Raw genomic sequence first — 24,590 nt, 5'->3', positions numbered from 1 at the left:
TGGCGCCTTTATTGTCAGTATGCCTGAATTACTGGTTATGGCGAGACCATACCATAGTTCGTCCATTCTCATCGAACGCGAGTACTTCGTAAGGGTCTTTTTGGTCGTTGTATTCCATGCCTGGTGAACCCATCGGCATACCAGGAACGGCTAGGCCAACCATGCGCTTAGGTTTAGACTCGATAAAACGAAGGATATCTTCAGCTGGCACATGCCCCTCAAAGCTATAGCCTTCAATTTCAGCGGTATGGCATGACGCATATTCAGGGCGAATGCCCAGATCGATTTTGGTTGGAGTCATGTTCTCTTGGTAAACGACGTCTAGCTCGAAACCGTTATCTTCCATATGCTTCACCCACTCTTTACAGCAGCCACAGTAGGGAGATTGGTAGTTGGTTCCTTTTAGAACTTGGGCAAATGAAAAAGAGCTTGTTGCGATCAATGTTGTTGCGATTAGAGCTTTTGAAGACATTTTCATGATAATTCCTGTCAGTAACGTATTAATTTTAAATAAATTATTTTGCTTAGTGTGAAACGTTAAGGTGCTGTTGAAATGGAAGCACGTTTAGTGTTTAGCCTTTTTAAAGGCCAAATTAAGCAATGACAGGAGGACGGAAGATCACTCGGTTTACCAGGCGGTGGCTACCTTCAATTTCTTTATATTTGGGCTCACCTGCCAAAGGGGCAACGATAAGCTCATCAGCAAGAATCGCGATTGGGATCTGCCCGGAATGACATTGGTTGTCTTTACAGCAGTTTTCCGATGATGTTGTTTTCACTAATTGGCAAGTGTCACCGTTATCAGAAACGGCAGTTACCATTATCGAGTTAGGGCTACAACAGTGGGACATTACCGCAAAGGAGCCGCAATCATCGTAATGTGTTGGGCTGGCATGAGGGGCAAATGCGCTTGATGCTACTGAAACAAACAGCATCATAAAGATGACAAGTTTGGCAATCATCTTCTGTAAGCGCATAACGAACCTTAATTTGGCGGATAAGCACATTATATCCATCATTTTTGAAATTGAACAATCTCAAGAGCAAGACAATGCGCTGTTTGGACAAAAAATGACAAGTCTATGAATGCCCATTTGTTTTTAATGAGAATGGGCTCGCCCTTATGTGACGTGGCTTTGAAAGCCTTGAAGCCTTACTTTTCTCTGACAAAACAGATTTAAGGATCAGCTTAAATAAGTACAACGAAAAAATACAAATGCGCTAGGCACAGGGCGCAAGGAAACTAAGATGCAATATACAGAACAAGACCGTCAGGTTCTTCATGATACTTGGATGAGCTACAAGGCAAAGATGCGAGTAACCCAGATCGAAATGGCTAAGCGCCTAGGGGTGAGTCAGCTGGTCTTTTCTGACATTCTTCGTGGCAGTGTTCCTTTGGAACACCGTTTTGTCACTCAGTTCTGTAGCTATATTGGCGTAGACCCTATGCTGACATTACCGTCGCTACGCAACCAAATGGGTGGCGACATGCCTAACTCTGTAACCCTGACTAATACCTTCATTGTTGATGGTGACATCAGAAATGTACGTTATGAAGGCAATAAGCTGGTTGTCGAATACGTGCATAGCGTAGAAGTGCATTAAGCCCGTTTAAAGCACATTTTTGGATGCACTGCGTCTCTGACACCTCTGCAGATAGTTAATCAAACTGAACTATTTGCAGAGGTGTTTTTGTTTAAGCCAAAGATAAGGAAAACATCAATAAGAGTGGCAAGGCGAAAATACTGAAAAAGTTACCGAATAGCACCATCGAGGCGACATTGTTAGGCTCTATGACAAAACGCTCGGCATAGAGGTAGTTCATTACCGCCGGTGGTAACATGGTAAATAGCACCATCATCTGTAGCTCTAGAGTGGGGAGCGGGACAAAAAAGTAGATCAGTGAGAATGCTATAGCCCCTGTGGCCAGTGACTGGCAGGTACAAATCAGCCCGATTTTTAATCCTTCCAGGCGTAAATTACACATCTGCGAACCCAATGACAGCAACATTACAGGCACGGCTGCCTGTCCCAATAACGCTGTCGCGTCATACAGTGGTTTCCAAACGCCAATGCCACTTATATTGACAAGCAGGGCTGCACAGGTTGCCATGAAGATAGGCATTTTAATCATTTGCTTGAAAGGGTTTCCACTGCTAAGCATCGCCAAGCCTAGGCTGCTGTGAACGCAGGCCGATACCACAAATAACAATACGGCTGGGGCAAGAGCTGAATCACCAAATGCGTAGGTAAATAGCGGGATCGCGAGGTTACCACTATTGCGGAACATCTGTGGGGGAGCCCATGCTTTGTAATTGAGTTCGCCAAAGCGGCATATAGGTATCATCAGGATACCGGGGATAAGGACAGCAATCAGAGAGGCATAAAGTAAGGGAAGCTGTTCGACATCAAGTGGCATCGCAACTAATGACGAGAACACCAAGGCGGGTGTGAATGCATCCATGTTGATTCGGTTGATAGGGCGGAAATCTGGCTTCAACCAGCGCCCAACGGCAAACCCAATGACGACCAATGTGAAGACGGGAAACAGTATCCCTACAATTTGCTCTAGCATGATATCCCTTATGCTAATAACCCAAAACCCAAAACCCAAAACCCAAAACCCCAAATAGTTGCTCGAATCAAATTACCGTAATTATAAGCATGGGGATAGGGTGGTTTTGTGAAAAAGTGAGGTGATTTGCCAGTTGAGTTATTTAGGTAAAGTCTTGTGGTAAAAGCATTAGTTCGCCGATCAAGACCAGGGGGAGTTTAAACCTTGACCAGCGGATATTATCGGAGGTTGGCAGACTTAGCTGCTAAGCGGGTATTACACTGCCTGCTTAGCCCCTTGCTCAGTCAGTTTACTCTGCTTTTCCGGCGACAGTCCCCATTCCGGAATACAGAGGTACAAACAACCGGCACCGAAAATAGATGCGAGCAGATCAGTTGGCCAATGCATACCCAGCCAGATACGGCTTACACCTACGCCAATAGCCCATAGAATAATGATGCTCGCAGGTACAATCTGACGGCGTCTTAAGAAAAAACCACCCCAGAATGCAACACACACTGCAGTAAAGATGGTATGGCCAGATGGCAGCGAATAGTTGGTTTCCCCTTGCCAATGACTAATTCGCCAGTGGCTGACACTTTTGCTGGCTTCCTGTACGGCTTCGTCTTTCTTTTCCTGGCTTAGGGCATAGAACGCTTGAGGCGTGTCGACAATATGAAGCGCTTGCAGCTCATGCGTATAAGGGCGAGGAACTTCTGTGATGTGCTTCATGACCGTTTTTGCCACAAAACTCAAAGCAAGCAGCAGCGTAAATTGGATGCCTAGTTTGATCAGAGACTTACGTGGTAACCTTAACACGATTGGAATGAGCATAAATACGGCGACGGATACCAGGAAGCCTGGATTACCTGCGGAATGTGTTAATAGCGAAAAGAGCATTCCGCTGGTATCAGAAACAGAACCATTCAAGTCGGCTTGAGAATAAAAGACCAATACCGCAGATAATACGGTTGTCATTAACAAGAGTGCGATAAGGCCGGGTATTTTTTGTTGGATGAATGGGCGGAGAGACATAATCAATACACTTCATAAAATGGAGACGGGATTCTATCAGAGTTTACCCGCGAAAAAGTAAAATAAGTGTCATAAACCGTTAGCTTAAGTTTAGTAAGGAAGAAGATGAAGATTGCCTTGATTGGGTTAGGTGATATTGCCGTTAAAGCCCACTTGCCAGTGCTGACCCAAATGGAAAACGTAGAGTGGGTGTTTTGTACCCGTAACCCCGAGCGCCTGCAACAACTCGCGATGAAGTACCATGTAAAAGAAAGCTATACGGATTATCGTGAACTCGCAAAAGCTGGGATTGATGCAGTTATGATCCACAGCGTGACGTCTTCACATCCAATGTTGGCTGAATTTTTCCTAAGACTTGGCCTACCTGTTTTTGTCGATAAGCCGCTAGCAGATAGTTATGACCAATGCGAAAGGCTGCATAATTTGGCGGAAAGTCATCAAGTTCCTTTATTTATGGGTTTTAATCGTCGTTATATCCCTCTCTATCAACAATTCTTGCCTGGTGTTGAGAATGATACCCAGATGACAACACCATTATTGTCATTACGCTGGGAAAAGCACCGGCATGATCTGCCGGGCGAGGCACGTACTTTTATCTTTGATGATTTTATTCATCCGCTAGATAGCATTAACCTCAATGGCACTGTTGCACCTGAAGATATTTTTGTGACTAGTCAGTTTGTGCAAAGAGGCGGGCAAAAGTTATTGGGACGGTTGGACGTGCAATGGCAGCAGGGCGGAACCCTTTTCCATGCATCAATGAACCGCCAGCATGGTGTAACGATGGAAACGGTATCGGCCAATTATCAAAATGCCAGTTACCGGTTTGACTCTTTCACTGAAGGGAGTTGCTGGCAGGGTAATAAAGAAGAACGACTTAAGCTTGCCGACTGGACACCAATGCTGGCTACCAAAGGCTTCCATGCCATGGCAGAGCACTGGCTAGAGGTAGTTAGCTCTGGCAAACAATCACTTACTATCACTCAGCGCAACTTACATAGCCACCTGCTGGCAGAGCATTTGGTTAATCAAGTGAAATGAGGTGAGTATTGTGGGCATTTTGATACTTCGGGGTTGATGCGATTTTGAACTGGGTCACAAAAAATATTTCGTGTTCAAAGCATTTACCCCGGAGTGGGTAGGAAAACTTATAACTACCTCTAATAGTTGACTATTTTGCTAGGCTGTCTTTCAGTGATGCTATGTGTTTGAGTTGTCATTATAAAATATAAAGAAATATTTCACTGGTGTGGCGGGTAATGTGCTGTTAAAGTGCCGCCCCTCACACACACCGTGAGATTATTATGCTAAGCAATACCCTAAAAGGTAGCGACAAAACAGTTTCAGTTCTAACGATTGGTTTTCTAGGACTGTTCCTCCTCTTCTCCCTTTATGATTTGACATTTATCAGTCAGGTTATCAATACCGCGTTTGCATATTCCACAGCAGCGTTTGGCCAATTCTGGCAGTGGCTAATGGTGCTAAACCTTATTATTGCCCTAATCATTGCGGTAAGCCCTTATGGCAAGCAGCGTCTGGGCGCTGTGAACAGCAAACCGACCATTGGCACATTCCGCTGGCTAGCGATGATTATGTGTACACTGCTTGCTGGTGGCGGTGTGTTCTGGTCAGCAGCAGAGCCTATCTATCACTTCATGACAATGCCTCCAAGCTTTGATGGTGTTGAAGCACAAACTGCGTCTGCAGTAGTGCCGGCACTGAGCCAAAGTTTCATGCACTGGGGCTTCTTGGCGTGGGCGGCTCTTGGTACGCTTGCAACGATTGTCCTGATGTACGCACACCATCAAGGTGGGGTAAAACTTCGTCCTCGCGCACTGCTTTATCCTCTTGTGGGTAATAAGCTGGAAAACCATTGGTTTGGTTCGGTGATTGATTCATGCTCAATCATTGCGGTAGCGGCAGGTACAATCGGCCCAATCGGGTTCCTGGCATCACAGCTAGGTTACAGCCTTGAAGTGGTTGCTGGTATTGAGAATAACGCCTCTGGTCAAATGGTGATTTTGGCCGTTGTTGTTGCAATCTACTCGCTATCTGCCTTTACAGGTATGGATAAAGGCCTTCAATGGCTGAGCCGTTTCAACATTGTCGGTGCTTTTGCTCTGTTGATGGTTATGTTGGTATTTGGCCCGACTCAATTTATCTTTGAGCACTTTGGTCTAGCCTTCGCTTCATACATTCAGCACTTGCCTGAAATGAGTGTGAATGCAGATAGTCCTGCTTGGAGCCAGTGGTGGACATGGTTCTTCTGGGGCTGGTTTATCGGCTTTGCACCTATGATGGCTATTTTTATTGCCCGTATTTCTGAAGGTCGTAGCATCCGCGAATTAATCCTAACCATCGCAGTAGCCGCGCCGATCGTAACCAATTTCTGGTTTACGGTATTGGGTGGTACAGGGATCTTCTTCGAGCTTCAGGTTCCGGGAAGCATTTCAGGTCCGCTTGCTGACTCTGGTCTGCCAGCCGTTTTGCTAGCATCTCTGGCACAACTACCGTTCAACGAGTTGCTGATCCCTGCATTCTTGGTGTTGACGACAACATTTGTCGTGACAACGGGCGACTCTATGGCTTACTCAATTGCCCTTGTGGTTTCTGGCGACAATCAGCCATCGAAATCACAGCGCCTGTTCTGGGCTTTGGCTATGGGCGTAATTGCTGGTGTGCTTCTACTTGCTGGTGACGGTGGTTTGAACGCACTTCAATCGTTCATTGTCATCACTGCGGTTCCTGTATCTATTTTGCTTGCCGCAACTTTGGTTACTGGCCCAATTGCCGTATTGCGAATGCAAGGTAAGAAGGCTGAAGCAGAAGCTCAGCAACACTGGGAACAAGCAGAAGTAGCCAGTCAGTCGTAAACGACTTTCTTGATGAATGAAAGCGCAAGCCATTAATGTGGCTTGCGCTTTTTTTACAGCGGGGCAACGCTATCGGTAATAAGCTTACCGTTTTCATAAAGCAAACCATTCTCACGGTCATGTTTTAATAGCACAGGGCCGTCCAAATCGACGATCTCCGCTTGGCTGGCAACAGGGAGGGCAGCCTCCATAGCAAGCGAGGTGCCAACCATGCAACCGACCATGATTTCCAGCCCTAGCACTCTCGCTTGCCGCGCGAGTTTTATCGCTTCGGATAAGCCGCCAGTCTTATCCAGCTTGATATTGACCATCTCATAGCATCCCTCCAACTTAGCCAAGTCATCACTGGTATGGCAGCTTTCATCGGCACACAAAGGGATAGGATGCGGGATGCCTTTCAATAATTGATCTTTCCCTGCTGGCACTGGCTGCTCAATCATCCGTATGTTGTATTCAGTCAGTGAGGCGAACAAATCGACTAATGCTTGCTGCTCCCACGCCTCGTTGGCATCCAAGATAATTTCGCAATCTGGCGCGGCTTTTCTTACAGCTGCAACCCGTTCGACAATTTGTTGGTCATCCAGCTTCACCTTGAGTAATTTCGCCCCCAAGCCACAGAGCTCCTTCGCTTGCTGAGCCATGTGTTGCGGCGTGTCGATTGACACCGTCATAGCAGTGATGATCTGTTGCTTGATATCAAACAGCGGTGCAGGGAAGTCTGTCTCTGCATTAAGCCGCCAGAGTGCGCAGTCGATAGCATTCCTAGCCGCTCCGGCAGGCAACAGTGGCACCAGTTCTTGTTGTACGGATTTTGCCGAAAGAGTAGGGTGTTGAGCAAGCAAGGTGTTGAAACCTTCTATTTGTTTGATGACACTCTCGACGGTCTCGCCATAGTAGGCATACGGTGTACATTCCGCACTTGCGTTGCGATCACCCAGTAGGACCGTTGCAACCACAACGTCTTGGTGGGTACGGCTGCCTCGGGAGATCACAAACGTCCTTGCAAGCTCAAAACGTTCATGACGGGCATTGATTTCCATGGACGCTCCTTAAAACTGATGAAGTTGTTCAGCAATGGCAGACACACCAAACCTAACCGGGTCGGTGACGGGCAGTTGGAATTGGCTGGCCAGCTGCTGGCAGTATGCGCGGGCTTCATCAATATCAAGCGAAGATGTGTTGAGGCAGATCCCGACAAATTTAGCGTCCGGGTTGGTCAGGCGTGCAGCCGCCAGGTTAGCTTCCATCACGGGCGCCAAACCAGGCATTGGCATGTGGGGGAGGTGACGTATGTGTTGGCGACCTACTTCATGGCACAGCACCATGGCATCGGGCTGGGCACCGTGTAAAAGCCCGAGGCTGACACCGGCAAAAGAAGGATTCAGCAGCGAACCTTGTCCTTCAATGACATCCCAATCATGGTCATCAAAGGCAGGGCTTATCGCTTCTGTGGCACCTGAAATGAAATCAGCGACGACTGCATCAACTGCAATACCCTTGCCCGCGATAAATATCCCGGTCTGACCCGTCGCGCAAAACTGGGTGTTCAGCCCCTGGCTGTTCATCTCTTTTTCGAGGGCAAGGGAGGTATACATTTTCCCAACCGAGCAATCCGTTCCTACGGTTAGTAGCCTTTTGCCGTTACGAGGCTTACCGCTGCCGACGTCCAAGTCGCCTTCGAAGTGGCGGACATCGAAAAGCTTACAGTTATTCGCTCTGGCTTTTTGCGCTAGTGTCGGGTTATCACCCAAACGCTGGTGCATTCCCGACGCCAAGTTAAAACCGATGTCTAGTGCGCGCTCAAGGGTTGCCAGCCAGCTTGGAGGAATATAGCCACCTGAATTTGCTGTCCCCAAAACCAAGGTTCTAGCGCCTTTGGCATAGGCATCTTCTAAACAAAGATCTGACAAATCAAGACTGACAGTATCCGGCGTGAGTCGAAGTTGGCCGACACAGATCTCCGGTCGCCATTGCAGAATCCCCCTTGCTGTTTTGGCTGAGAGGGGATCTATGACATCGCCGAGGAACAAGAGGTAAGGTTGTGGAATTTGCATGGTTCATCCTTGGTATTTGCTATCGTAATGACACCTTAAATCAGCATAGGCCCAAGCTCGAATACTTAAATGTTTCAAGGGTATAACTTCAGGTTATAGTCGCTTAGTTGCTACACCTCAATTGCCTAGCCTCAACTAATGTATAAGACAAAGTGAACGGGATAGGTAGTGGGTAATGCAATTAGCAAAGAAAGCAATTGGCTTGTTGCTTGGAGTAACGTCTTTCGGTTGCACAACATATGGCAACGTCGTCAATGAGCCTAAGCCGTCTTTAAATACTGAGAACACCTATTCACTCACCACTGCGGCAAACCGGGTAAACAAGGGAGAAATTACCGTAGCTATTGCCATGTCAGGGGGGGGAACGCGGGCTGCTGCATTATCGTATGGTGTGATGAAAGCGCTAAGAGATACCGCATTGAAACTCGAGCAGCCCAATCAGACAATACTCAAAGAAGTTGATTTTATTAGCTCGGTATCTGGGGGAAGTTTTACCGCCGCGTATTATGGCCTGTATGGCGACAAGCTGTTTACGGATTTTGAAGAAGACTTCCTTTATCACAGCATTAGTGATGATCTGTTTTCACGGGTTATAAGTCCGAGAACGTGGTTCACGACAGGGGGGAGAACCCAGCGAACCATTGATTACTACCAGGCCAACCTTTTCTACGGTGCAACTTTTGCCGATATGAATCGGCCAGATAAACCCATCGTGGTGGTGAATGCCTCAGACTTAGGAGGCGGGATACGTTTTTCCTTCCTTCAAGAGTACTTTGACCTACTGTGTTCAGATTTATCCACTTATCCCGTCGCCAATGCCGTAACAGCTTCTTCTGCTGTCCCCTTGGTATTTAACCCCGTGGTACTGAGAAACCATGAGGGGTGTGAGCAAAGCCAGTTGATAGAATTATCATCGGATGGTGAGAGAAAGGCGCATACTCGCCATACAGTTGAAGGACTCAAGAGTTACCAAGATAAATACGACAGGACGTTTATTCATCTGGTTGATGGTGGCATTACTGACAACCTTGGACTGCTGTCATTTTATGATGTCATTGAAAGCTCTGGTGGCGGTGAAGCCTTTTTCAAGCGGATTGGCGCAAAGCCTTTGCCACATTTCGTGATGATTGTGGTCGATGCCTCTACATCGCCTGATTTTGAGATGGAGCGATCAACCAAAGAACCGACCATCAAAGAGACCTTGTCGGCAATGACAGACATTCAGTTACATCGCTTTAATGATGCATCAAAAAGTTTGTTTGCTAGAACCATGGATCGTTGGGCTTCAATTCTTTCTACCGAAGATGTACAGATGTCGACTTACTTCGTTGATATTAACCTGGAAGATGTGACAGATATAAAGCAAAAGCATTTTCTTAACCAGATACCCACAGATTTGAGCTTAGATGCTGAGCAAGTGGACGCTTTAGTCGAGGAGGGGTATCAGCAGTTAATGCAAAATGAATCGTTCCAAGCTTTCCTCAGTAATTACCGAGATGGTGGTGAAGACTTGTAGCATAGTATCTCAATGACGAGTTTTCAAAGGGAATGTAATCTATGCCTCCTTAAGGAGGGCTTACTCGTCATCAGTTCTTGGGTGTTGCTGCGTTCTAACCGTTCAATTGGCATTGAACGATAAGGTTGTTACTTACGTTTCTTTTGTTTGGTTTGAGATTTAACACGCTTAGAAACGATGTAGTGCATTGCCATAAGAGAATCGTAGTTCATGAGTCACCTCTGTAATGTTTATGTAATTAACTTACCGTTTAGTGGCTTGTTTACTGCCGCAAGAAGAATGTTAGTGTGACTTACGTCACTTTTCAAGTGTTTATTCGCATGCGTGAATGGGTGCTGTGTAATTTAATTACAAGAGGTGCAGTTAAAGTGATCAGCGGTAGAAATGATTGATAAATGGCATTTTGGTGCTGGTAATCGGGATATTCGTCTGGCGGTATTTTCCATATAACGGCCTTACTTTTGCGCAAGCCGTTTGGAAAAGGTGCGTATACTCCAAAAAGTCCAATGCTATTGACTGTTTTGCTGGTTATACAGGGCATCCGTTGCCGGCAAGGAATCTGGCATTGGTACATCTGTTTCTACCCAGCCACCACCGAGTACCTTGTATAGGGTAATTAAGTTAAGTTCCTCAGAGAGCTTGGTATTGATAAGCTCTTGCTGGGCGGTATAAAACTCGCGTTGGGAGTCCAATACCGTAAAGTAATCATCAACCCCTTCGTCAAAGCGCAGGTTGGATAAACGGAAGCTTTCCCCAGTTGCATCGACCAGCATTTGCTGTGCTGAGACCTGGTCTTTCAAGGTCGCTTGGTTCGCAAGCGCGTCGGCAACTTCTCGAAATGCAGTTTGTATAGCCAGCTCATATTGGTTTAGCGCAATTTGCTGATCAGCTATGGAAACATCCAATTGGCTGTCTAGTTCGCCCCAGTTAAAAATCGGTAGCACTAGATTTGGCGTGAATACCCAGCTTCGGCTGTCACCAGAGAAAAGATCATCTGCCGATGCGCTGAGTAACCCGCCTGTTGCCGTGAGTGAAATTGTTGGGAAATATGCCGCTCTTGCTGCACCGATATTGGCGTTGGCTGCACGAAGCTGGTATTCGGCAGACAAAATATCAGGACGGCGAAGCAGTACGTCAGAAGGCACACCGACATGGACTGGCGCAAAACCGATGTTATCGGCTAACTGAGGGAGTAGGTGAATTGGCACCCGTGTACCGACTAATGTGTTCAGTGCGTTGATGTCGACATCCACTTGGCTGGTGAACAGGGCAACATCTTTAAGTGCCGTGGCTACAGTGGTTTTCGCCTGCGATACATCAAGGCCGGTTGCAACACCGCTATTAAAGCTCTTTTCAGTCAGCGTCAGGGAGTCTTGTTGAACCCGCAAAGTATCTTCGGCTAAACGTAACAAGCGCTGATCAGCAATCAAGGTTAAGTAGGACTCAACCACACTGCTTATCAAACTAAGTTGGGTGTTCTTCCTCGCTTCAATCGTAGACAGATACTGCTCGAGTGCTTGCTGCTCTAGACTCTGAATACGTCCCCAAAAGTCAATTTCATAATTGCTCACACCCAAATCGACGCTATATTGGCGGCTAATGGTTGAGTTACCGTTATTGATGTTTTCAGACAGCCGCTGGTTTGCACCTGTGACGCCGAGATCGATATTAGGTAACCGGTTTGCACGCTGAATACCGTATTGGGCTTCGGCGCGTTGGATATTCAGTATAGCAATCCGAACATCCCGGTTGTTGCGAAGCGCGAGCTCAATGACCTGTGTGAGTTTGTCGCTTTGGATAAACGCCCGCCAATCTTCATAGGGAGAAACCCGGCTGATTGATGGTTCAAGGCTCGCCGTCTGGGTATTGGATACACCGGGTACATTACTCCCGGTATAAATGGAGAAGTTGTTGGCACTTTCATCCACCGGCCATGTCGTATCAATCGGGGCGGCAGGCTGTTGGTAGCTCGGAATAAAGTTAGTGCAACCAGCTAGGTTGATGGCGGCATAGACACAGAAGGCCAGCGACGTTGATTTAGTCATTCTTGGTCTCCTCTGCGGTAGCAGGCTCTTTATCAGGTCCGTAGAACACCCGTGTGACAACGACGAAGAACAAAGGCACGAAGAAGATACCTAGGAAGGTAGCGGTGAGAACGCCACCTACCACGCCGGTACCAACCGCGTTTTGTGCACCTGAGCCAGCACCGCTGGATATTGCTAATGGTACAACCCCCATACCAAAGGCGAGCGATGTCATCAATATAGGGCGAAGGCGGATTTTGGCAGCGTGAATAGCCGCTTTGAACATATCTTCACCGGAGTCATGGTATGACTTGGCGAACTCGACAATCATGATGGCGTTTTTCGAGCCGAGCCCAATGGTCGTTAGCAACCCGACCTGGAAATAGACATCATTATCGAGTCCGAATACCAAGGTGGCAGTCACCGCGCCCAATATGGCTAGCGGTATGATGAGGATGACCGAGAAGGGTACCGCCCAGCTCTCATAAAGTGCAGCAAGACACAGGAATACAATAAGGATCGACAAGGCGTATAGCATAGGTGCCTGACCACTAGAGATACGCTCCTGATAGGACATGCCCGTCCATTCAAGACCGACGCCTTTAGGCAATTGGCTGACGATTTGCTCCATTTCCAGCATGGCCTCACCGGTACTGACGCCAGGAGCGGGTTCGCCCAGTATTTCCATCGCAGACGTACCGTTATAACGCTCTAGCCGAGGGGAGCCATAAGTCCATTCCCCTTCACTGAACACCCGCATAGCCACCATTTCGCCGGATTGATTACGGACTTTCCATTCCATAATATCTGCCGGATTCATGCGATAGGGCATGTCGGCTTGCACGTACACCTGTTTGATCCTGCCTCGGTCAACAAAGTCGTTCACATAGTTACTACCTAGCGCTGTACCCAAGGTGCTATTGATGTCATTGATTGACACCCCCAGAGCCCGGGCTTTGAGCTGATCGATTTGGATATGGTATTGCGGTGTGTCATCCAGCCCGTTAGGGCGTACTTGGATAAGGTTAGGGTTCTGAGCGGCCATGCCCAAGAGCTGGTTTCGCGCTTCGGTCATTTTCTCGTGGCCGAGTCCCGAGCGGTCTTGCAGGAACATATCAAAGCCAGTGGCATTACCCAGCTCCATAATTGCAGGTGGCGCAAAAGCAAAGATCAGTGCTTGGGGGATCTCGGTAAAGGCCATCATTGCCCGCCTGACAATGGCATTGACCTTGTCACTGTCAGCAGTTCGTTCATCCCAATCATTCAGGGCAATGAACATCATACCGGTATTGGCACCAGAGCCCGCAAAGCTGAACCCAGAGACAGAGAAAACAGACTTCACGTTTTTCTTTTCAGTCACCAAAAAATGATCTTCAACTTTATCGAGAATCTCTAATGTCTGCTCTTGGGTTGAGCCACTGGGTAACTGCACCATGCTCATCATAATACCCTGGTCTTCATCTGGCAGAAAACCGCTTGGTAGGCGCAGGAACAATAAGGCCATGATGGCGCCGATGCCTAAATAAATGAGCAAGAAACGGACACTTCGATGGGTAATGAAGGTGACCGCTGAGGTATATTTCTCAGTAGCTTTATTAAAATTACGGTTGAACCAGCCTGCAAAACCTGTTGTTTTATGTCCGTCGGTGGTTTTGAGCAGGCTGATACACAAGGTTGGCGTCAGGATGATGGCTACCATCACTGAAAGCGCAACTGCGGTGACGATAGTAATTGAAAATTGGCGATAGATTGCACCGGTAGAGCCAGCGAAAAAAGCCATCGGGATAAATACCGCGCACAGTACCATACCAATACCCACCAGGGCGCTGGTGATTTCAGTCATCGACTTTTCGGTCGCTTCCCTAGGCTCCAGCCCTTCCTCCTCCATGATCCGCTCAACGTTTTCCACCACCACGATGGCATCATCAACCAGTAGGCCGATAGCTAGCACGAGTGCAAACATTGTCAGGGTATTGATGGAATACCCAAGGGCGAGCAGCACGGCAAAGGTGCCGAGAACCACGACCGGTACCGCGATCGTCGGGATCAATGTTGCCCTGAAGCTCTGCAAGAACAACAGCATTACCAAGAACACCAAGAAGATGGCTTCCAGAAGGGTCTTAACCACTTCCTCTATAGAAATTTCAATGAATGGGGTGGTGTCATAGGGGTAAACAACCTTGATACCCTCGGGAAAGAAAGGGGTGAGCTCACCAAGTTTGGCCCTAACGGCATTGGCGGTTTCAAGTGCATTTTTACCGGTTGCCAATGCAATGGATATCCCAGTAGCCGGCTGCTTGTTGTAATTCGACACCGTTTGGTAAGATGCCGAACCTAATTGCACCCTAGCCACATCTTCCATCAATACTTGAGAACCATCAGGGTTAACTTTGAGCAGGATCTTTTTGAATTGCTCAACAGTTTGTAATCGTGATTGGGCGGTAATGGTGGCGTTTAACTGTTGGCCGGGAACGGCAGGGGCTGAACCGAGTTGGCCAGCAGAGACCTGAGCGTTTTGCTCCTGTATCGCCGCCACCACATCCGAGGGCATCAAGTCATAATTTTCCAGTTGGTAAGGGTTCAGCCATATCCGCATGGCATATTCCGCCCCGAACAACTGAGTCTGACCTACACCGTCGACCCGGCTTAGGGGGTCTAGCACATTACTGGAAATGTAGTCAGATATATCTTCGTTGGTTAAGGATGGATCATCAGAGACAAAGCCAATGACCATAAGAATAGAGTTACTGGCTTTCTCTACTTTTACCCCTTGGTTTTGCACTTCAAGCGGTAATAAAGGGGTCGCAACAGAGAGTTTGTTTTGAACCTGCACCTGGGCAATATCTGGGTCGGTACCTGCTGCAAAGGTAAGGGTCGTGGTGATATTACCGAAAGAGTCCGAGGTGGAGGACATGTAAAGCAGGTTATCAAGACCGTTCATTTGCTGTTCGATAACTTGGGTTACAGAGTCTTCAGCTGTTTTCGCTGAAGCGCCAGGGTAGGTGGCAGAAATCTGAATTGCCGGCGGTGCAATAGTCGGGTATTGGGCTATGGGCAGTAAGATGATGGAAATGACCCCTGCCAACATCACCAAAATAGCAAGCACCCATGCAAAAACAGGTCGCTGTATAAAGAAATGAGCCATGAACCCGTCCTATTTACTTCGAAGGATTGTTAGTCGTTGTGCTGCTGACTTCATGGGACTTGCTGACAGGTGCACCAGAGCGGACAAACTGCAAGCCATCGACAATGACTTTATCTCCGACGTTCAACCCTTTGGTGATCAGCCATTGATTATTCACCAGCCTGTCGGTTAGTACGGTTTTCACTTCGACTTTGTTGTCTTGTCCGATGACGCTCACCTGGGCGTCTCCTTTGGGGGTGCGGGTTAAGGCTTTGGCTGGAATTAAGATCGCCTTATCGACAACCCCTCTTGGTAGAGATGCCCTGACAAACATGCCGGGTAGTAGAATTTGCTGTGGGTTTGGAAAAGACACCCGCAAGACAAAAGATCCCGTTGTTTCATCAATGTTGATGTCAGAAAAGAGGATGGTGCCCGGCTGGTCATAAGTGGTGCCATCTTCGAGAGACAACTGAATATCACTTAACTCTGCTTCATTGCGTTTGAAAGTGCCTTGAGCCAGCTCTCGCCTGAATTGCAGTAACTCCGTACTCGAAGCGGTGAGGTCGACATGCATTGGATTGTAGGTTTGCACTGTAACCAAAGGAGCGGATTGATTGGCTGTCACCAAGGCCCCGGCGGTAACAGAAGACCGCCCGGCTCTGCCATCGATAGGGGCAATGACTTTGGTGTAGTTGAGGTTGATTTTGGCATTTTCGACACTGGCTTTGGCACTAGCCACGTTTGACTGTGCTTCTTGATATGTGGCGACAGCATCATCATAATCCTGCCGTGATACGGCTTTTTCCCTTACAAGGCGGCGATATCTATCTGCTCGGTTTCTTGCTGTCGCCAGATTAGCCGTAGCCTTGCTGAGATCAGAACGGGCTTGGTCTAGCGAGAGCTGAAATGGCGCTGGGTCTATTTGGTATAATGGTTGGCCTTTAGTCACCATCGTCCCTTCCTCAAACAGTTGCCTGAGGATGATCCCACCGACTTGCGGCCGGACTTCAGCTTCATAGGAGGCGACCGTTCGCCCTGGCATTTCATCGCGAAGTTCTACTGACTTGGTTGCGATGGTTACATAGCCAATGTCATATTGTGGCCCTTGCGGGGCTGTAGCTTGTTTGTCTTCACAGCCTTGAAGAAAGGCGAAGCTAAATAGGGCTAAAGACAATGAGAACGGTTGTAACAGTTGCTGCTTAACACTGATCATTTCGCCAACCTACCTTAAAGCTACAAACTAAAAGCGTGACTAAGCCTTGCTCTAATCATTAAGAGTAATGAATAGCTTATTCAGGTTTGCGACGGGACAGTGTCTTATCTTTGCGCAGGATTCTCTAATAAGTACTGGCAAAGAAGCTCAACAAACTGATTAGCAGTTGAAGATAAAGGGGAATGGTCGGCAAAAAGTAAACTGATACTCACAGGGATATGCTCTGACAATGAAACAACCCTGACTTTCTCTTGGTAATTTATTGCTGTCCAAGGGTCAACAATGGTGGCTCCCATGCCCTGAATGACCAACTCCGCAGCAGTAGAATACGATCTTACTGATAATTGAAAATGGTAATCAGGTTGGTGCTTTAGGATGGCGTGCTTAACGGCAAGTCCCAGCGGATCGCGTGCATCCAAGCCGATAACAGGAGCGGCATCAAGCAGCTCAGGTATTGTTATTGCGTTCGAAGGCCATATATCAGCTTTTGCCAGCAAGGCGACCATTGCTGCTTTTTCTAGCTTTTGGCTGGTTATTCTAGGTGGAGCCATATGGGCAAAGCTAATTGCGAAATCAAGCTGGTTATTCAGTAAAGCATCACAGAGCTCATTTTGATTTCCAGTCGAGATTTCGGCCGATACTTGAGCGGATTGACAGAGCTTAGCCAAAACTGGAGGGATGATACTGGCCGAGAGGATAGGCGGCGCCCCGATACGAAGATGCGAATGTCCCTTTTGTAATTTACTGGTTAGGGATTGTAAATTTCCTACTTGGCGATAGAGTTTTTCAGCTTCAGGTAAAAGTGCTTCAGCCTGTTGTGAGGCGATGAGCCGGCCTTTGTGGCGATGAAAAAGGGAAAAGCCAAGCTGAAGTTCAGTATGGGCTAGGATACGGGTGACGTTTGGCTGCGAAACGTGCAGTAATTTAGCTGCACCGGAAACACTGCCTGTTTTCATGACAGCGTAAAATACCTCTATCTGACGTAAATTCACGTTCTGACCCTATCCATCCTTCTGGCCCTATTCATCCTTTGGGGGCAACCACAAGCAAGACTAAAAGAATATGCCCCTCAGTAAGTTATTCTGACAGTATCATTATCCAAGAGCAATAGATTGGTAAGTGTTGCAGGTAAAGGGAAATTAAAGGCGGTTATTTAATTTTTTAGTTGCGACAATATATTGTCGTGATCTTGTAGGAGTGTCATTTTATTGTCCTGTTGTATTGCTAAGCTATTAATATTAAAATAAATAGACAATTTTAAATTAAGTTATATTTTTATCATTTTTGCGATATAAAAATGATTGGCTATATTTATTATATATTTTTTGTCGGTAACTGTCTTTTTATAATGATTCCATTGTCAAAATTATCAGCGCTAGTTTGCTGTGAGAATAGAGAGCGAGCGTTTCAAGTAAAACAAATGTTTGTAAAAGCAGGTGTTGTTAACGTTGATGTGGTTGATTGTAATAAGCTAAACCAGTCAAGAAACATTTATGATATTCATTTTATTGATTTTGAATATCAATACTATAGCAAAATCAGCACTTACATTGAAAGTAAGAGAGAGCGTTCATTTTTTAACTCTTACCCTCTGTTTTTATTGATATTATCAGAGTCTGCTACTTCTCTTGACTACGATAGCGCTCGGTCTTTAGATGCTGATCATATTGTATCAGGCCAACTTAGCTATGAGCAGTTTAAAAGTTTACTCATGCGGTTGCTGAAACATAAACATTTTTATGAACATGTATTTGATAGCTCTGGTAATAATTTAGACAAATTTGCCTTAAGCGTTAGTCAGTATAAACAGAAGATTAAGAACCCACAGTTGCTGAATTTATCACTGTTGTCACTGTATAAAAAGCAAATGAATAATGCATTCATGAGCCTATATCAGCAGCACGACCGTGCATTGATTGACCCAGTTAATATTATTGGTTTTAGTGATTGCTGCGGTGAGCCTGTAAAAAGTATCGCTGCATTACAATGGTTGCTAAAGAAAAATGAGCTTCCACTTCGGGTTCATACACGACTGGCAGAGGAATATGAGAAGCTCAATAACTTAGAGGCCATTTTCCAGCATCGCTTGATTGCATTTGAGAACAACCCAGCAAACCAGCAAGCTTTTGTCGAACTTATCTACTGCCTGATCAAGCAAGAAAAAATCGAGTCATTTCAATCTGTTGTTAGTAATCGAGTTAAATACTTATCAGGCAGGCTTGAAGATTACTGCAATTTGGCGATAGATGTTTCTGAAGCATTATTATCATCGGATATGCGGGTAACCAAGGAACAATATCGGTTGTACTTCGAGCCTGTTTTAAGAGGTATATACAAACGACTAGGGACAGATAAGCGTCGAGAGTTTATCGCATTGGTTAAGCTATTGAATACATTGCATATAAGCCGGGTTGGGAAAGTGCTTAAGGCAAGAGCGATGGCCTTAGATGTTTACCATAATGACGTATTACGTATGAGGAAGTGCTGTATTCATCTACAGCTTGTCTCTTTGCGGGTGATGGCGACATTTGGCGAGATGACATTGTGTATTAATCTGGTCAATGAATTGAATGCGTTAGATGTTGAACAGAAGAATGAAGAGCTTTTCAAGTGGGCGGCAAGGCCGTATAGCCAGCTGCAAAGGGTATATTTATGGTTGAAGAAGCTGTCTAAGCGGGGCTGTGCGATACAACCAGTACAAATGAAAACACTTGATGTTGTTGTCCAGCACTACCCATATTCTTTCGATATAAATTGTATGGTTCTCAGTTCTCTATTACGTGCTGAGGTTGTCGGCAAAAAGCAAGCTATGACAACAATTAAACGCTTGAAACATAGTCATTATATTATTAGCCATCTATCTATTGAAACTGAGGTTTCAAGAGGTAAGGCATACATGGATGCTTTAGAGAATCATCCCATTGCAAAGTCGGCCTATTTTAGATTTACCCGGTAGTGTGTCTACCGGGTTTTGTACTACGGTGTTTGTCGAGATGATTACTTACTTGTCAGCAACGGGCACCATGATATGTACGTAAGGCGTGTCTTTCCACATTACGTATGGACCACCTGAGGAAGGATCATCAGTGATGCCTTCTAGCATTACTCTCGGTACGATGATCATAAGATGCGGGCCGGTTTCAGTGTAATCGTCCGCATTTTTAGGATCTGGATGATAAGGGTCGGAGTTGCTGACACCGGCTCCGCGGTCACCTTGCAACATGTAGGAAATGCCAATTTTTGTTGCGGTAAAGTCTTTCTTGTTAATCATCGCCGTTAGCATTTCCATCCAAACGGCATCGTTGCACATCGGCATACCATCATCAGGAAAAGTATCTGGCATACATGTCCAGCCATTAGAACCTTCTACAACTACCTTGCCATCAACAACAATAGTCGCGTCGTCGCTGATTGAAGCAGGAGCCGCTGACTTCGCACGGCCAATTTTTTCAGTCATCAGGTCTTCTGACATCTTGCTGTCTTCGGCTATTGCTGGAACGGCAAACAGACTGCCTGATAGAAGGGCTGATACGCATAAAGCTGATCTTAATACATTTACCATGATTATTTCTCCACCTAGTCTGAAATCATCATCATGGATTGCTGCGTCATGAAAATATGACAACATAAAGTATAGGGGAATAGGGGGGGATCAATCGGTAAATACGCTGGTGACTTACGATGGCGGGATACAAAAAAGCCGTCAGGAAGACGGCTTTTTACAAAGTTCATTACTTTAGCAGTAAATCAAATTTATGCTGCAACTGATGAGAACTCAACTTTACGTGCATTGAAGCGCTCAACCAAGTCGTCGATAGCTGCTTGGTCATACGGCTTCAGACCACTCATAAGCATGCGCTTGCGTCCTGTACCAACGACCTCACCGTTTTCCTTGAAGTGGAAGTTAAGCGTTACGCTACCGCGCTTGCCTTCAACGGAGATTTCGGACTCGGCGAGCTCAACCGTAGGGGAGGTGAGGTCTAGGCGCTCAAAGTTAAGCTCCATACTTTCGTAGATCACCAAAGGACGCACGGTGTTGATCATGATGTCCTTGGATTTCATCAAAGGAACCATGATGTGCGGAAAGTTCATGCCCGAAAACTGGACATAACTCTTGGTCACTTGCTCGATAAGTGCTTTGTCTGTGTTGATGTCACCTTCTCGAGTGACGTGCAAATATTCTTTGTCAGCGTCATCAACAATAGCGAAATCATTGAAGCAGCTGTGTTTTGCTTTCAAACCGATACCGTCATTGATCATGCCAGCAAATTCAAATCGCATCTTTTTGCTGATGCCGGCGCGAGATAGCACAACAGAAAACAGAAGATCCCCAGGAACGCAGAAACGTTTGTTGTCTTCATCATGAATGGGGTTGAAATCGCCCGCGACTTTTTTTGCAAAGTGACTCGCTTGCTCACGGGTAAAGCTGAATACACCATTCTCTTCTAAGTAATATGAATCTAGAAACATGCCTAACGTACTGATAGTGGGTTAATTAAACTGTCATCTATTCTACCTGATATCTTCATGTTAAATGGTCTAGCCAGTGGAAAATGCTATACCTTTACAAATGAATACCAGAAAGAAGTGACCCAAAACCTAACCTTACGGCTGGTTGATTATTGTACCAAATCACAAGCATTGATTGTATTTGTCACACTTATGGTAGCTAGTATAGCGTGTAATAATTTTTTTCGTGCAACCGGATACATAATTTTGTACTATGGATTAAAACGACTGAAATGACAATAACATACAAATTATCACTAATAGTGATATAAAGTCGTTTTATATCCTTCTGATAAGCAACGGTTCAGAATTGAACGGGTTTTGATGACGGGTGTACAGACAGGTTCACAGAAACTGACAATCAAATGGCTAGGTTACTTTATCTGAGCAATTCCAAATGGTCATGTACGGGATAAAATCTCGCTACAGGGCACGATAACCATCTTCTAGACGTGTAGAAGCTCAGGAAAAATAAAGTAGCACGGAAGCTGCAAAAAATAAGCACTCAGTAAACAGTGGCTTAAACACTGTTTGCTGAGTGCTCATAATAATTGCAGCGCACTCTCAGGTTGAATGTCTCTGCTGCTGACTTGATACAGAGCAGAGACTTAACCACTACCTCTCAAACTTTTCCAATGACTAAATACGATTTTCCAACGGGATTACTCGTACCTTTTCACCAATTTCTACCCCTGGCTGTTCGGGCAGGATCTCAATCAGGCAATTCGCTTCGCTCATTGAACGCAGGATACCCGATCCTTGCTTGCCGGCACTTCTGACCGTCAGACGACCATTGGCGTCGATGCCGAAAATGCCTCGGCTATATTCGGTACGGCCAGGGCGGGAGCGCAGTTTTTCCTCAGCAACAGCCGTATAGAAAGTCGCCTGCCAGTCTGTCATACCTTGTAACTTGCGGATAGCGGGTTCTACGAACTGCATAAAGGCGACCATCACTGCAACAGGGTTGCCCGGAAGGCCAAAGAAAGGTGTTGTATCAATCTGACCGAAAGCGAGAGGGCGACCCGGTCTCATATTGATACGCCAGAAATTAATCTGCCCCAGTTTATCAAGGATGTTTTTGATGTAATCAGCATCCCCGACAGAGACACCGCCAGACGACAGGATCAGATCGGCTTGCTGGCTGGCCGTTGTCAGGGTTGCTTCAAGGGCTTCTTCACTGTCTTCGATGATGCCGAGGTCGATCACCTTGCAGCCAGCTTTGGTCAGCATGGCATGTAAGGTGTAGCGGTTAGAGTCGTAGATACAGTTTGGCTTCTGCGCCTCTCCAGGGTGCTGCACTTCATCGCCGGTAGAGAAAATAGCCACCTTAATTTGTGGGCGGATATCGACAGTATCAAGACCCAGTGACGCGATCATACCCAGTTCTGGTGCATTTACCTGTGAACCCGCTTTGACGGCCGCTTGGCCTTTCGCTAGGTCTTCACCGGCTTGGCGAACATTTTGTCCTGCTTTAATTGCACCCATACCCAAGTCAAAGGTGACGCTGTCACCATCTTGCTGAGCTTGCTCTCGCATGATCACGGTGTCAGCGTGCTGAGGTACCGGGGCGCCGGTCATAATGCGGACGGCTTCACCTTTGTTCAGCGGCTTATCATAGCTGTGGCCTGCCATCACTTGGGCTACGACGTGATAGCTCTTTTGGTTAAGGTCGTCGCTGCGAATGGCGTAGCCATCCATTGCCGAGTTGGTATGCTGTGGCACATTAACTGGTGACAAAATATCATTTGCGACAATTTGTCCCAGAGCCTCTTTTAATTCAACGGTTGTCTCGGCACTTGGTGCGACAATCTGGCTCAAAATACGTGAACGGCCTTCGTCGACAGATAGCATACCTGATGGGTCAATATCACTGCAGTTTAAGGATTCACCGTGTTGTTGCTTGGCAAAGTCGGCAACAAATGCGGTGAGAGTATCTAGATCGTTAATATCTAGCTTAGGCAGCTGGGTGTCAGAGGCTACGTCTGACGCGACGGCAATAATGTTACTGTCTTCCGGAAATAGCCATGGCTTGCCAATTTCTTCGCGGTGGAGCTCAATTTTAGGGAAGCTTAGCTTCTTGAAGCCTTCGACCAAGATCAGATCAAGTTCGTTGAGATCTAGCTGGGCGATGAGCTGAGGCAGTGTCGCTTCCTCGTCCGGCGTTTCAGTGACCATGGCACGACGGTAACGGGAAGAAATCAGCATTTGAGCCGCACCGGCTTTACGCAGGCGGTAAGAGTCCTTGCCTTCTTTATCGATATCAAAATTGTGGTGTGCGTGTTTGATAACCGCGACTCGAATACCATGCTCAACCAGTTTAGGCAGCATTGCTTCTAGAAGGGTTGTTTTGCCTGTTCCGCTCCATGCGGCAAAGCCCAGCAAAGGCAGGGAAGATTGAATTGGGTTCATAGTGCTTGTCCGAATTGTTCTAGTTCTTCTGGCGTATTTAGATTGACGAAAGCATGCGGTTGGTCGCTGAAATCCACAGTGATCATATTGCACTGGCGATATAGCAAGATTATTTTACGGTCACCATTTTCCAGAAACTGCTCAAGCTTGGGTAAGATGCGGCGGTTGACCAGTGTAACAACTGGCTGAATGTGATCGCCATCGTGGGCGACAGCTATATCGGTGCTGCTATCGCAGGCGTTGCTCATTCTGGCAACGAGGTCGGCAGGCAGAGCAGGGCAGTCGCAAGGAACAAAGCCTATCCATTCGGAATCAATATGGTGCAGGGCGGCGTGCATGCCACCTAGTGGGCCAGGGTAGTCTTTGATGTGATCGCCAAAAACCTCACCGTACTGCCGGTAGGTATCTTGGTTTCGGTTAGCATTGATAGTGATAGAGTTGGTTTGCGTTTGAAGGGTGTCGATGACATGCTCGACCATTGCTCGTCCTGCAAGAGTGACCAGTCCTTTGTCGTTTCCACCCATTCGGCTGGCTTGGCCGCCAGCCAAAATGACCCAGCTTGTGTTATCCGGCGTAGGCATATTTATTATTGTCCTCGTCAACGAGCTGCAAATCAGCGCGTTCAATGAGTTGAGTATCAGAAATTGTCCACTGGCGTCGACATAGTTCTGTGAGGGCATTTTTCTGGTGGCTAGTGATGACCAAACTGGTACCACGAGCAAGCAGGTCTTTGCACAACACAACCAACCTATCAACCGACTCTTGGTCTAGGCTAGCACTGGATTCATCCATTAACAGCACGGCTGGCTTGATTGCCCAGGCTCGCGCCATAGCAACACGCTGCCTTTCACCACCAGAGAGAACGGAGATATGTTCGTCCGCCAGAGTTTCTAAGCCTACCATACGAAGGGCATTGATCGCCTCTGCCCGGCGGTTTCGCCGTTCACGAATGGTGAATTTCAAACCATAACTGACATTGTCCAGCACAGTACCATCAAACATGTATGGGGTTTGATGCATATATACAACGCCGCTATTGGACTGCGCGCAGAACACCCGTCGTAAAATTGAAGGCTTGTTGATATTGATCGAGCCGGTGCTAGGGGGTTGCAGCCCACTCAGGACTTTCAATAAAGTGGTTTTTCCAACACCGTTGTCACCACTGAGGTAAACCGCATCGTGGGGACCAAGGACAAGGTTGGGGATATGGAACAGTAGCCGGTCTTTGAATCGAACCGATAGGTCTGTGGCCTTGATAGAGAGTTGTGTCATCAAATTC

At 46.8% G+C, this 24,590-nt stretch carries 20 protein-coding genes; 5 read left to right on the top strand and 15 right to left on the bottom strand.

Annotated elements, in window-relative coordinates; all coding sequences use genetic code 11:
• Window positions 1–28: 28 nt before the first annotated feature.
• Together ACXAGQ_RS25805 and ACXAGQ_RS25800 are read right to left on the bottom strand one after the other, a co-directional pair.
• Window positions 29–472 (bottom strand): DUF411 domain-containing protein, encoded by a 444-nt coding sequence (locus tag ACXAGQ_RS25805; protein ID WP_475258075.1) that lies wholly within the window; start codon window positions 470–472, stop codon window positions 29–31.
• A gap of 121 nt (window positions 473–593) precedes the next feature.
• Window positions 594–977, bottom strand: coding sequence for a hypothetical protein (locus tag ACXAGQ_RS25800; protein ID WP_475257803.1), 384 nt, complete (start codon window positions 975–977; stop codon window positions 594–596).
• Between the two features lie 271 nt (window positions 978–1,248).
• Between ACXAGQ_RS25800 and ACXAGQ_RS25795 the strand changes: the two genes are divergently transcribed.
• A complete protein-coding gene (locus ACXAGQ_RS25795) occupies window positions 1,249–1,605 on the top strand; it encodes a helix-turn-helix domain-containing protein (RefSeq protein ID WP_475257802.1) in 357 nt (118 codons plus the stop codon).
• A gap of 91 nt (window positions 1,606–1,696) precedes the next feature.
• Here ACXAGQ_RS25795 and ACXAGQ_RS25790 read toward each other — a convergent pair whose 3' ends face one another.
• The gene (locus ACXAGQ_RS25790) at window positions 1,697–2,575 is read right to left on the bottom strand and encodes an AEC family transporter (RefSeq protein ID WP_475257800.1); all 879 of its coding nucleotides are present in this window, start codon (window positions 2,573–2,575) and stop codon (window positions 1,697–1,699) included.
• Window positions 2,576–2,830: 255 nt separating this feature from the next.
• Complete coding sequence (locus ACXAGQ_RS25785; protein WP_475257798.1) at window positions 2,831–3,589, bottom strand: phosphatase PAP2 family protein; 759 nt, start codon at window positions 3,587–3,589, stop codon at window positions 2,831–2,833.
• 105 nt (window positions 3,590–3,694) lie between these two features.
• Here ACXAGQ_RS25785 and ACXAGQ_RS25780 point away from each other — a divergent pair, with 105 nt between their 5' ends.
• Together ACXAGQ_RS25780 and ACXAGQ_RS25775 are read left to right on the top strand one after the other, a co-directional pair.
• Complete coding sequence (locus ACXAGQ_RS25780) at window positions 3,695–4,630, top strand: Gfo/Idh/MocA family protein (protein WP_475257796.1); 936 nt, start codon at window positions 3,695–3,697, stop codon at window positions 4,628–4,630.
• A 263-nt stretch (window positions 4,631–4,893) separates the two neighbouring features.
• Window positions 4,894–6,462 carry a BCCT family transporter gene (locus tag ACXAGQ_RS25775; protein ID WP_475257794.1) on the top strand — a complete coding sequence of 523 codons (1,569 nt, stop codon included), beginning with the start codon at window positions 4,894–4,896 and terminating at the stop codon, window positions 6,460–6,462.
• 53 nt (window positions 6,463–6,515) lie between these two features.
• On the opposite strand, the gene dgcA is transcribed toward ACXAGQ_RS25775, so the two are convergent.
• On the bottom strand, window positions 6,516–7,502 hold the full coding sequence (dgcA, locus tag ACXAGQ_RS25770; RefSeq protein WP_475257793.1) for an N-acetyl-D-Glu racemase DgcA: 987 nt from the start codon (window positions 7,500–7,502) through the stop codon (window positions 6,516–6,518).
• A 9-nt stretch (window positions 7,503–7,511) separates the two neighbouring features.
• On the bottom strand, window positions 7,512–8,516 hold the full coding sequence (dgcN, locus tag ACXAGQ_RS25765) for an N-acetyltransferase DgcN (protein ID WP_475257791.1): 1,005 nt from the start codon (window positions 8,514–8,516) through the stop codon (window positions 7,512–7,514).
• A 175-nt stretch (window positions 8,517–8,691) separates the two neighbouring features.
• Here dgcN and ACXAGQ_RS25760 point away from each other — a divergent pair, with 175 nt between their 5' ends.
• A complete protein-coding gene (locus ACXAGQ_RS25760) occupies window positions 8,692–10,032 on the top strand; it encodes a patatin-like phospholipase family protein (RefSeq protein ID WP_475257789.1) in 1,341 nt (446 codons plus the stop codon).
• 509 nt (window positions 10,033–10,541) lie between these two features.
• Here the strand turns inward: ACXAGQ_RS25760 and ACXAGQ_RS25755 are convergent.
• From ACXAGQ_RS25755 to ACXAGQ_RS25740, 4 genes are all read right to left on the bottom strand, one after another.
• Window positions 10,542–12,077, bottom strand: a complete 1,536-nt coding sequence (locus ACXAGQ_RS25755) for an efflux transporter outer membrane subunit (protein ID WP_475257787.1) — start codon at window positions 12,075–12,077, stop codon at window positions 10,542–10,544.
• The gene (locus tag ACXAGQ_RS25750; RefSeq protein WP_475257786.1) at window positions 12,070–15,201 is read right to left on the bottom strand and encodes an efflux RND transporter permease subunit; all 3,132 of its coding nucleotides are present in this window, start codon (window positions 15,199–15,201) and stop codon (window positions 12,070–12,072) included. Before ACXAGQ_RS25750 ends, ACXAGQ_RS25755 begins: the two co-directional genes overlap by 8 nt.
• Window positions 15,202–15,214: 13 nt before the next feature.
• Window positions 15,215–16,393 (bottom strand): efflux RND transporter periplasmic adaptor subunit, encoded by a 1,179-nt coding sequence (locus ACXAGQ_RS25745; RefSeq protein WP_475257785.1) that lies wholly within the window; start codon window positions 16,391–16,393, stop codon window positions 15,215–15,217.
• A 104-nt stretch (window positions 16,394–16,497) separates the two neighbouring features.
• A complete protein-coding gene (locus tag ACXAGQ_RS25740; protein WP_475257783.1) occupies window positions 16,498–17,385 on the bottom strand; it encodes a LysR family transcriptional regulator in 888 nt (295 codons plus the stop codon).
• 305 nt (window positions 17,386–17,690) lie between these two features.
• On the opposite strand from ACXAGQ_RS25740, the gene ACXAGQ_RS25735 reads away from it, so the two are divergent.
• On the top strand, window positions 17,691–19,349 hold the full coding sequence (locus ACXAGQ_RS25735) for a hypothetical protein (RefSeq protein ID WP_475257781.1): 1,659 nt from the start codon (window positions 17,691–17,693) through the stop codon (window positions 19,347–19,349).
• Window positions 19,350–19,394: 45 nt separating this feature from the next.
• On the opposite strand, the gene ACXAGQ_RS25730 is transcribed toward ACXAGQ_RS25735, so the two are convergent.
• From ACXAGQ_RS25730 to ACXAGQ_RS25710, 5 genes are all read right to left on the bottom strand, one after another.
• A complete protein-coding gene (locus ACXAGQ_RS25730) occupies window positions 19,395–19,955 on the bottom strand; it encodes a hypothetical protein (protein ID WP_475257780.1) in 561 nt (186 codons plus the stop codon).
• A gap of 191 nt (window positions 19,956–20,146) precedes the next feature.
• Window positions 20,147–20,863 (bottom strand): DUF3581 domain-containing protein, encoded by a 717-nt coding sequence (locus tag ACXAGQ_RS25725; protein ID WP_475257779.1) that lies wholly within the window; start codon window positions 20,861–20,863, stop codon window positions 20,147–20,149.
• A 678-nt stretch (window positions 20,864–21,541) separates the two neighbouring features.
• Window positions 21,542–23,311, bottom strand: coding sequence for a bifunctional molybdopterin-guanine dinucleotide biosynthesis adaptor protein MobB/molybdopterin molybdotransferase MoeA (locus ACXAGQ_RS25720; protein ID WP_475257777.1), 1,770 nt, complete (start codon window positions 23,309–23,311; stop codon window positions 21,542–21,544).
• Window positions 23,308–23,892, bottom strand: coding sequence for a molybdenum cofactor guanylyltransferase MobA (mobA, locus tag ACXAGQ_RS25715; protein ID WP_475257776.1), 585 nt, complete (start codon window positions 23,890–23,892; stop codon window positions 23,308–23,310). The genes ACXAGQ_RS25720 and mobA overlap by 4 nt, the downstream gene beginning before the upstream one ends.
• A complete protein-coding gene (locus tag ACXAGQ_RS25710) occupies window positions 23,876–24,583 on the bottom strand; it encodes an ABC transporter ATP-binding protein (RefSeq protein WP_475257775.1) in 708 nt (235 codons plus the stop codon). Before ACXAGQ_RS25710 ends, mobA begins: the two co-directional genes overlap by 17 nt.
• Window positions 24,584–24,590: the final 7 nt, after the last annotated feature.

The organism is Photobacterium sp. ABD4_091 (assembly GCF_056160145.1).
The sequence above is the reverse complement of the archived record's forward strand: the minus strand, read 5'-3'. Positions and strand labels throughout refer to the sequence as shown.

Coding starts and splice junctions, on each gene's coding strand:
- ACXAGQ_RS25720 (WP_475257777.1), bottom strand. CDS start 23,311: ATGAACCCAATTCAATCTTCCCTGCCTTTGCTGGGCTTTGCCGCATGG.
- ACXAGQ_RS25785 (WP_475257798.1), bottom strand. CDS start 3,589: ATGTCTCTCCGCCCATTCATCCAACAAAAAATACCCGGCCTTATCGCA.
- ACXAGQ_RS25710 (WP_475257775.1), bottom strand. CDS start 24,583: ATGACACAACTCTCTATCAAGGCCACAGACCTATCGGTTCGATTCAAA.
- ACXAGQ_RS25730 (WP_475257780.1), bottom strand. CDS start 19,955: ATGGTAAATGTATTAAGATCAGCTTTATGCGTATCAGCCCTTCTATCA.
- ACXAGQ_RS25775 (WP_475257794.1), top strand. CDS start 4,894: ATGCTAAGCAATACCCTAAAAGGTAGCGACAAAACAGTTTCAGTTCTA.
- ACXAGQ_RS25780 (WP_475257796.1), top strand. CDS start 3,695: ATGAAGATTGCCTTGATTGGGTTAGGTGATATTGCCGTTAAAGCCCAC.
- ACXAGQ_RS25735 (WP_475257781.1), top strand. CDS start 17,691: ATGATTGGCTATATTTATTATATATTTTTTGTCGGTAACTGTCTTTTT.
- ACXAGQ_RS25790 (WP_475257800.1), bottom strand. CDS start 2,575: ATGCTAGAGCAAATTGTAGGGATACTGTTTCCCGTCTTCACATTGGTC.
- dgcN (WP_475257791.1), bottom strand. CDS start 8,516: ATGCAAATTCCACAACCTTACCTCTTGTTCCTCGGCGATGTCATAGAT.
- ACXAGQ_RS25800 (WP_475257803.1), bottom strand. CDS start 977: ATGCGCTTACAGAAGATGATTGCCAAACTTGTCATCTTTATGATGCTG.
- ACXAGQ_RS25760 (WP_475257789.1), top strand. CDS start 8,692: ATGCAATTAGCAAAGAAAGCAATTGGCTTGTTGCTTGGAGTAACGTCT.
- dgcA (WP_475257793.1), bottom strand. CDS start 7,502: ATGGAAATCAATGCCCGTCATGAACGTTTTGAGCTTGCAAGGACGTTT.
- ACXAGQ_RS25795 (WP_475257802.1), top strand. CDS start 1,249: ATGCAATATACAGAACAAGACCGTCAGGTTCTTCATGATACTTGGATG.
- mobA (WP_475257776.1), bottom strand. CDS start 23,892: ATGCCTACGCCGGATAACACAAGCTGGGTCATTTTGGCTGGCGGCCAA.
- ACXAGQ_RS25750 (WP_475257786.1), bottom strand. CDS start 15,201: ATGGCTCATTTCTTTATACAGCGACCTGTTTTTGCATGGGTGCTTGCT.
- ACXAGQ_RS25745 (WP_475257785.1), bottom strand. CDS start 16,393: ATGATCAGTGTTAAGCAGCAACTGTTACAACCGTTCTCATTGTCTTTA.
- ACXAGQ_RS25755 (WP_475257787.1), bottom strand. CDS start 12,077: ATGACTAAATCAACGTCGCTGGCCTTCTGTGTCTATGCCGCCATCAAC.
- ACXAGQ_RS25805 (WP_475258075.1), bottom strand. CDS start 472: ATGTCTTCAAAAGCTCTAATCGCAACAACATTGATCGCAACAAGCTCT.
- ACXAGQ_RS25725 (WP_475257779.1), bottom strand. CDS start 20,863: ATGTTTCTAGATTCATATTACTTAGAAGAGAATGGTGTATTCAGCTTT.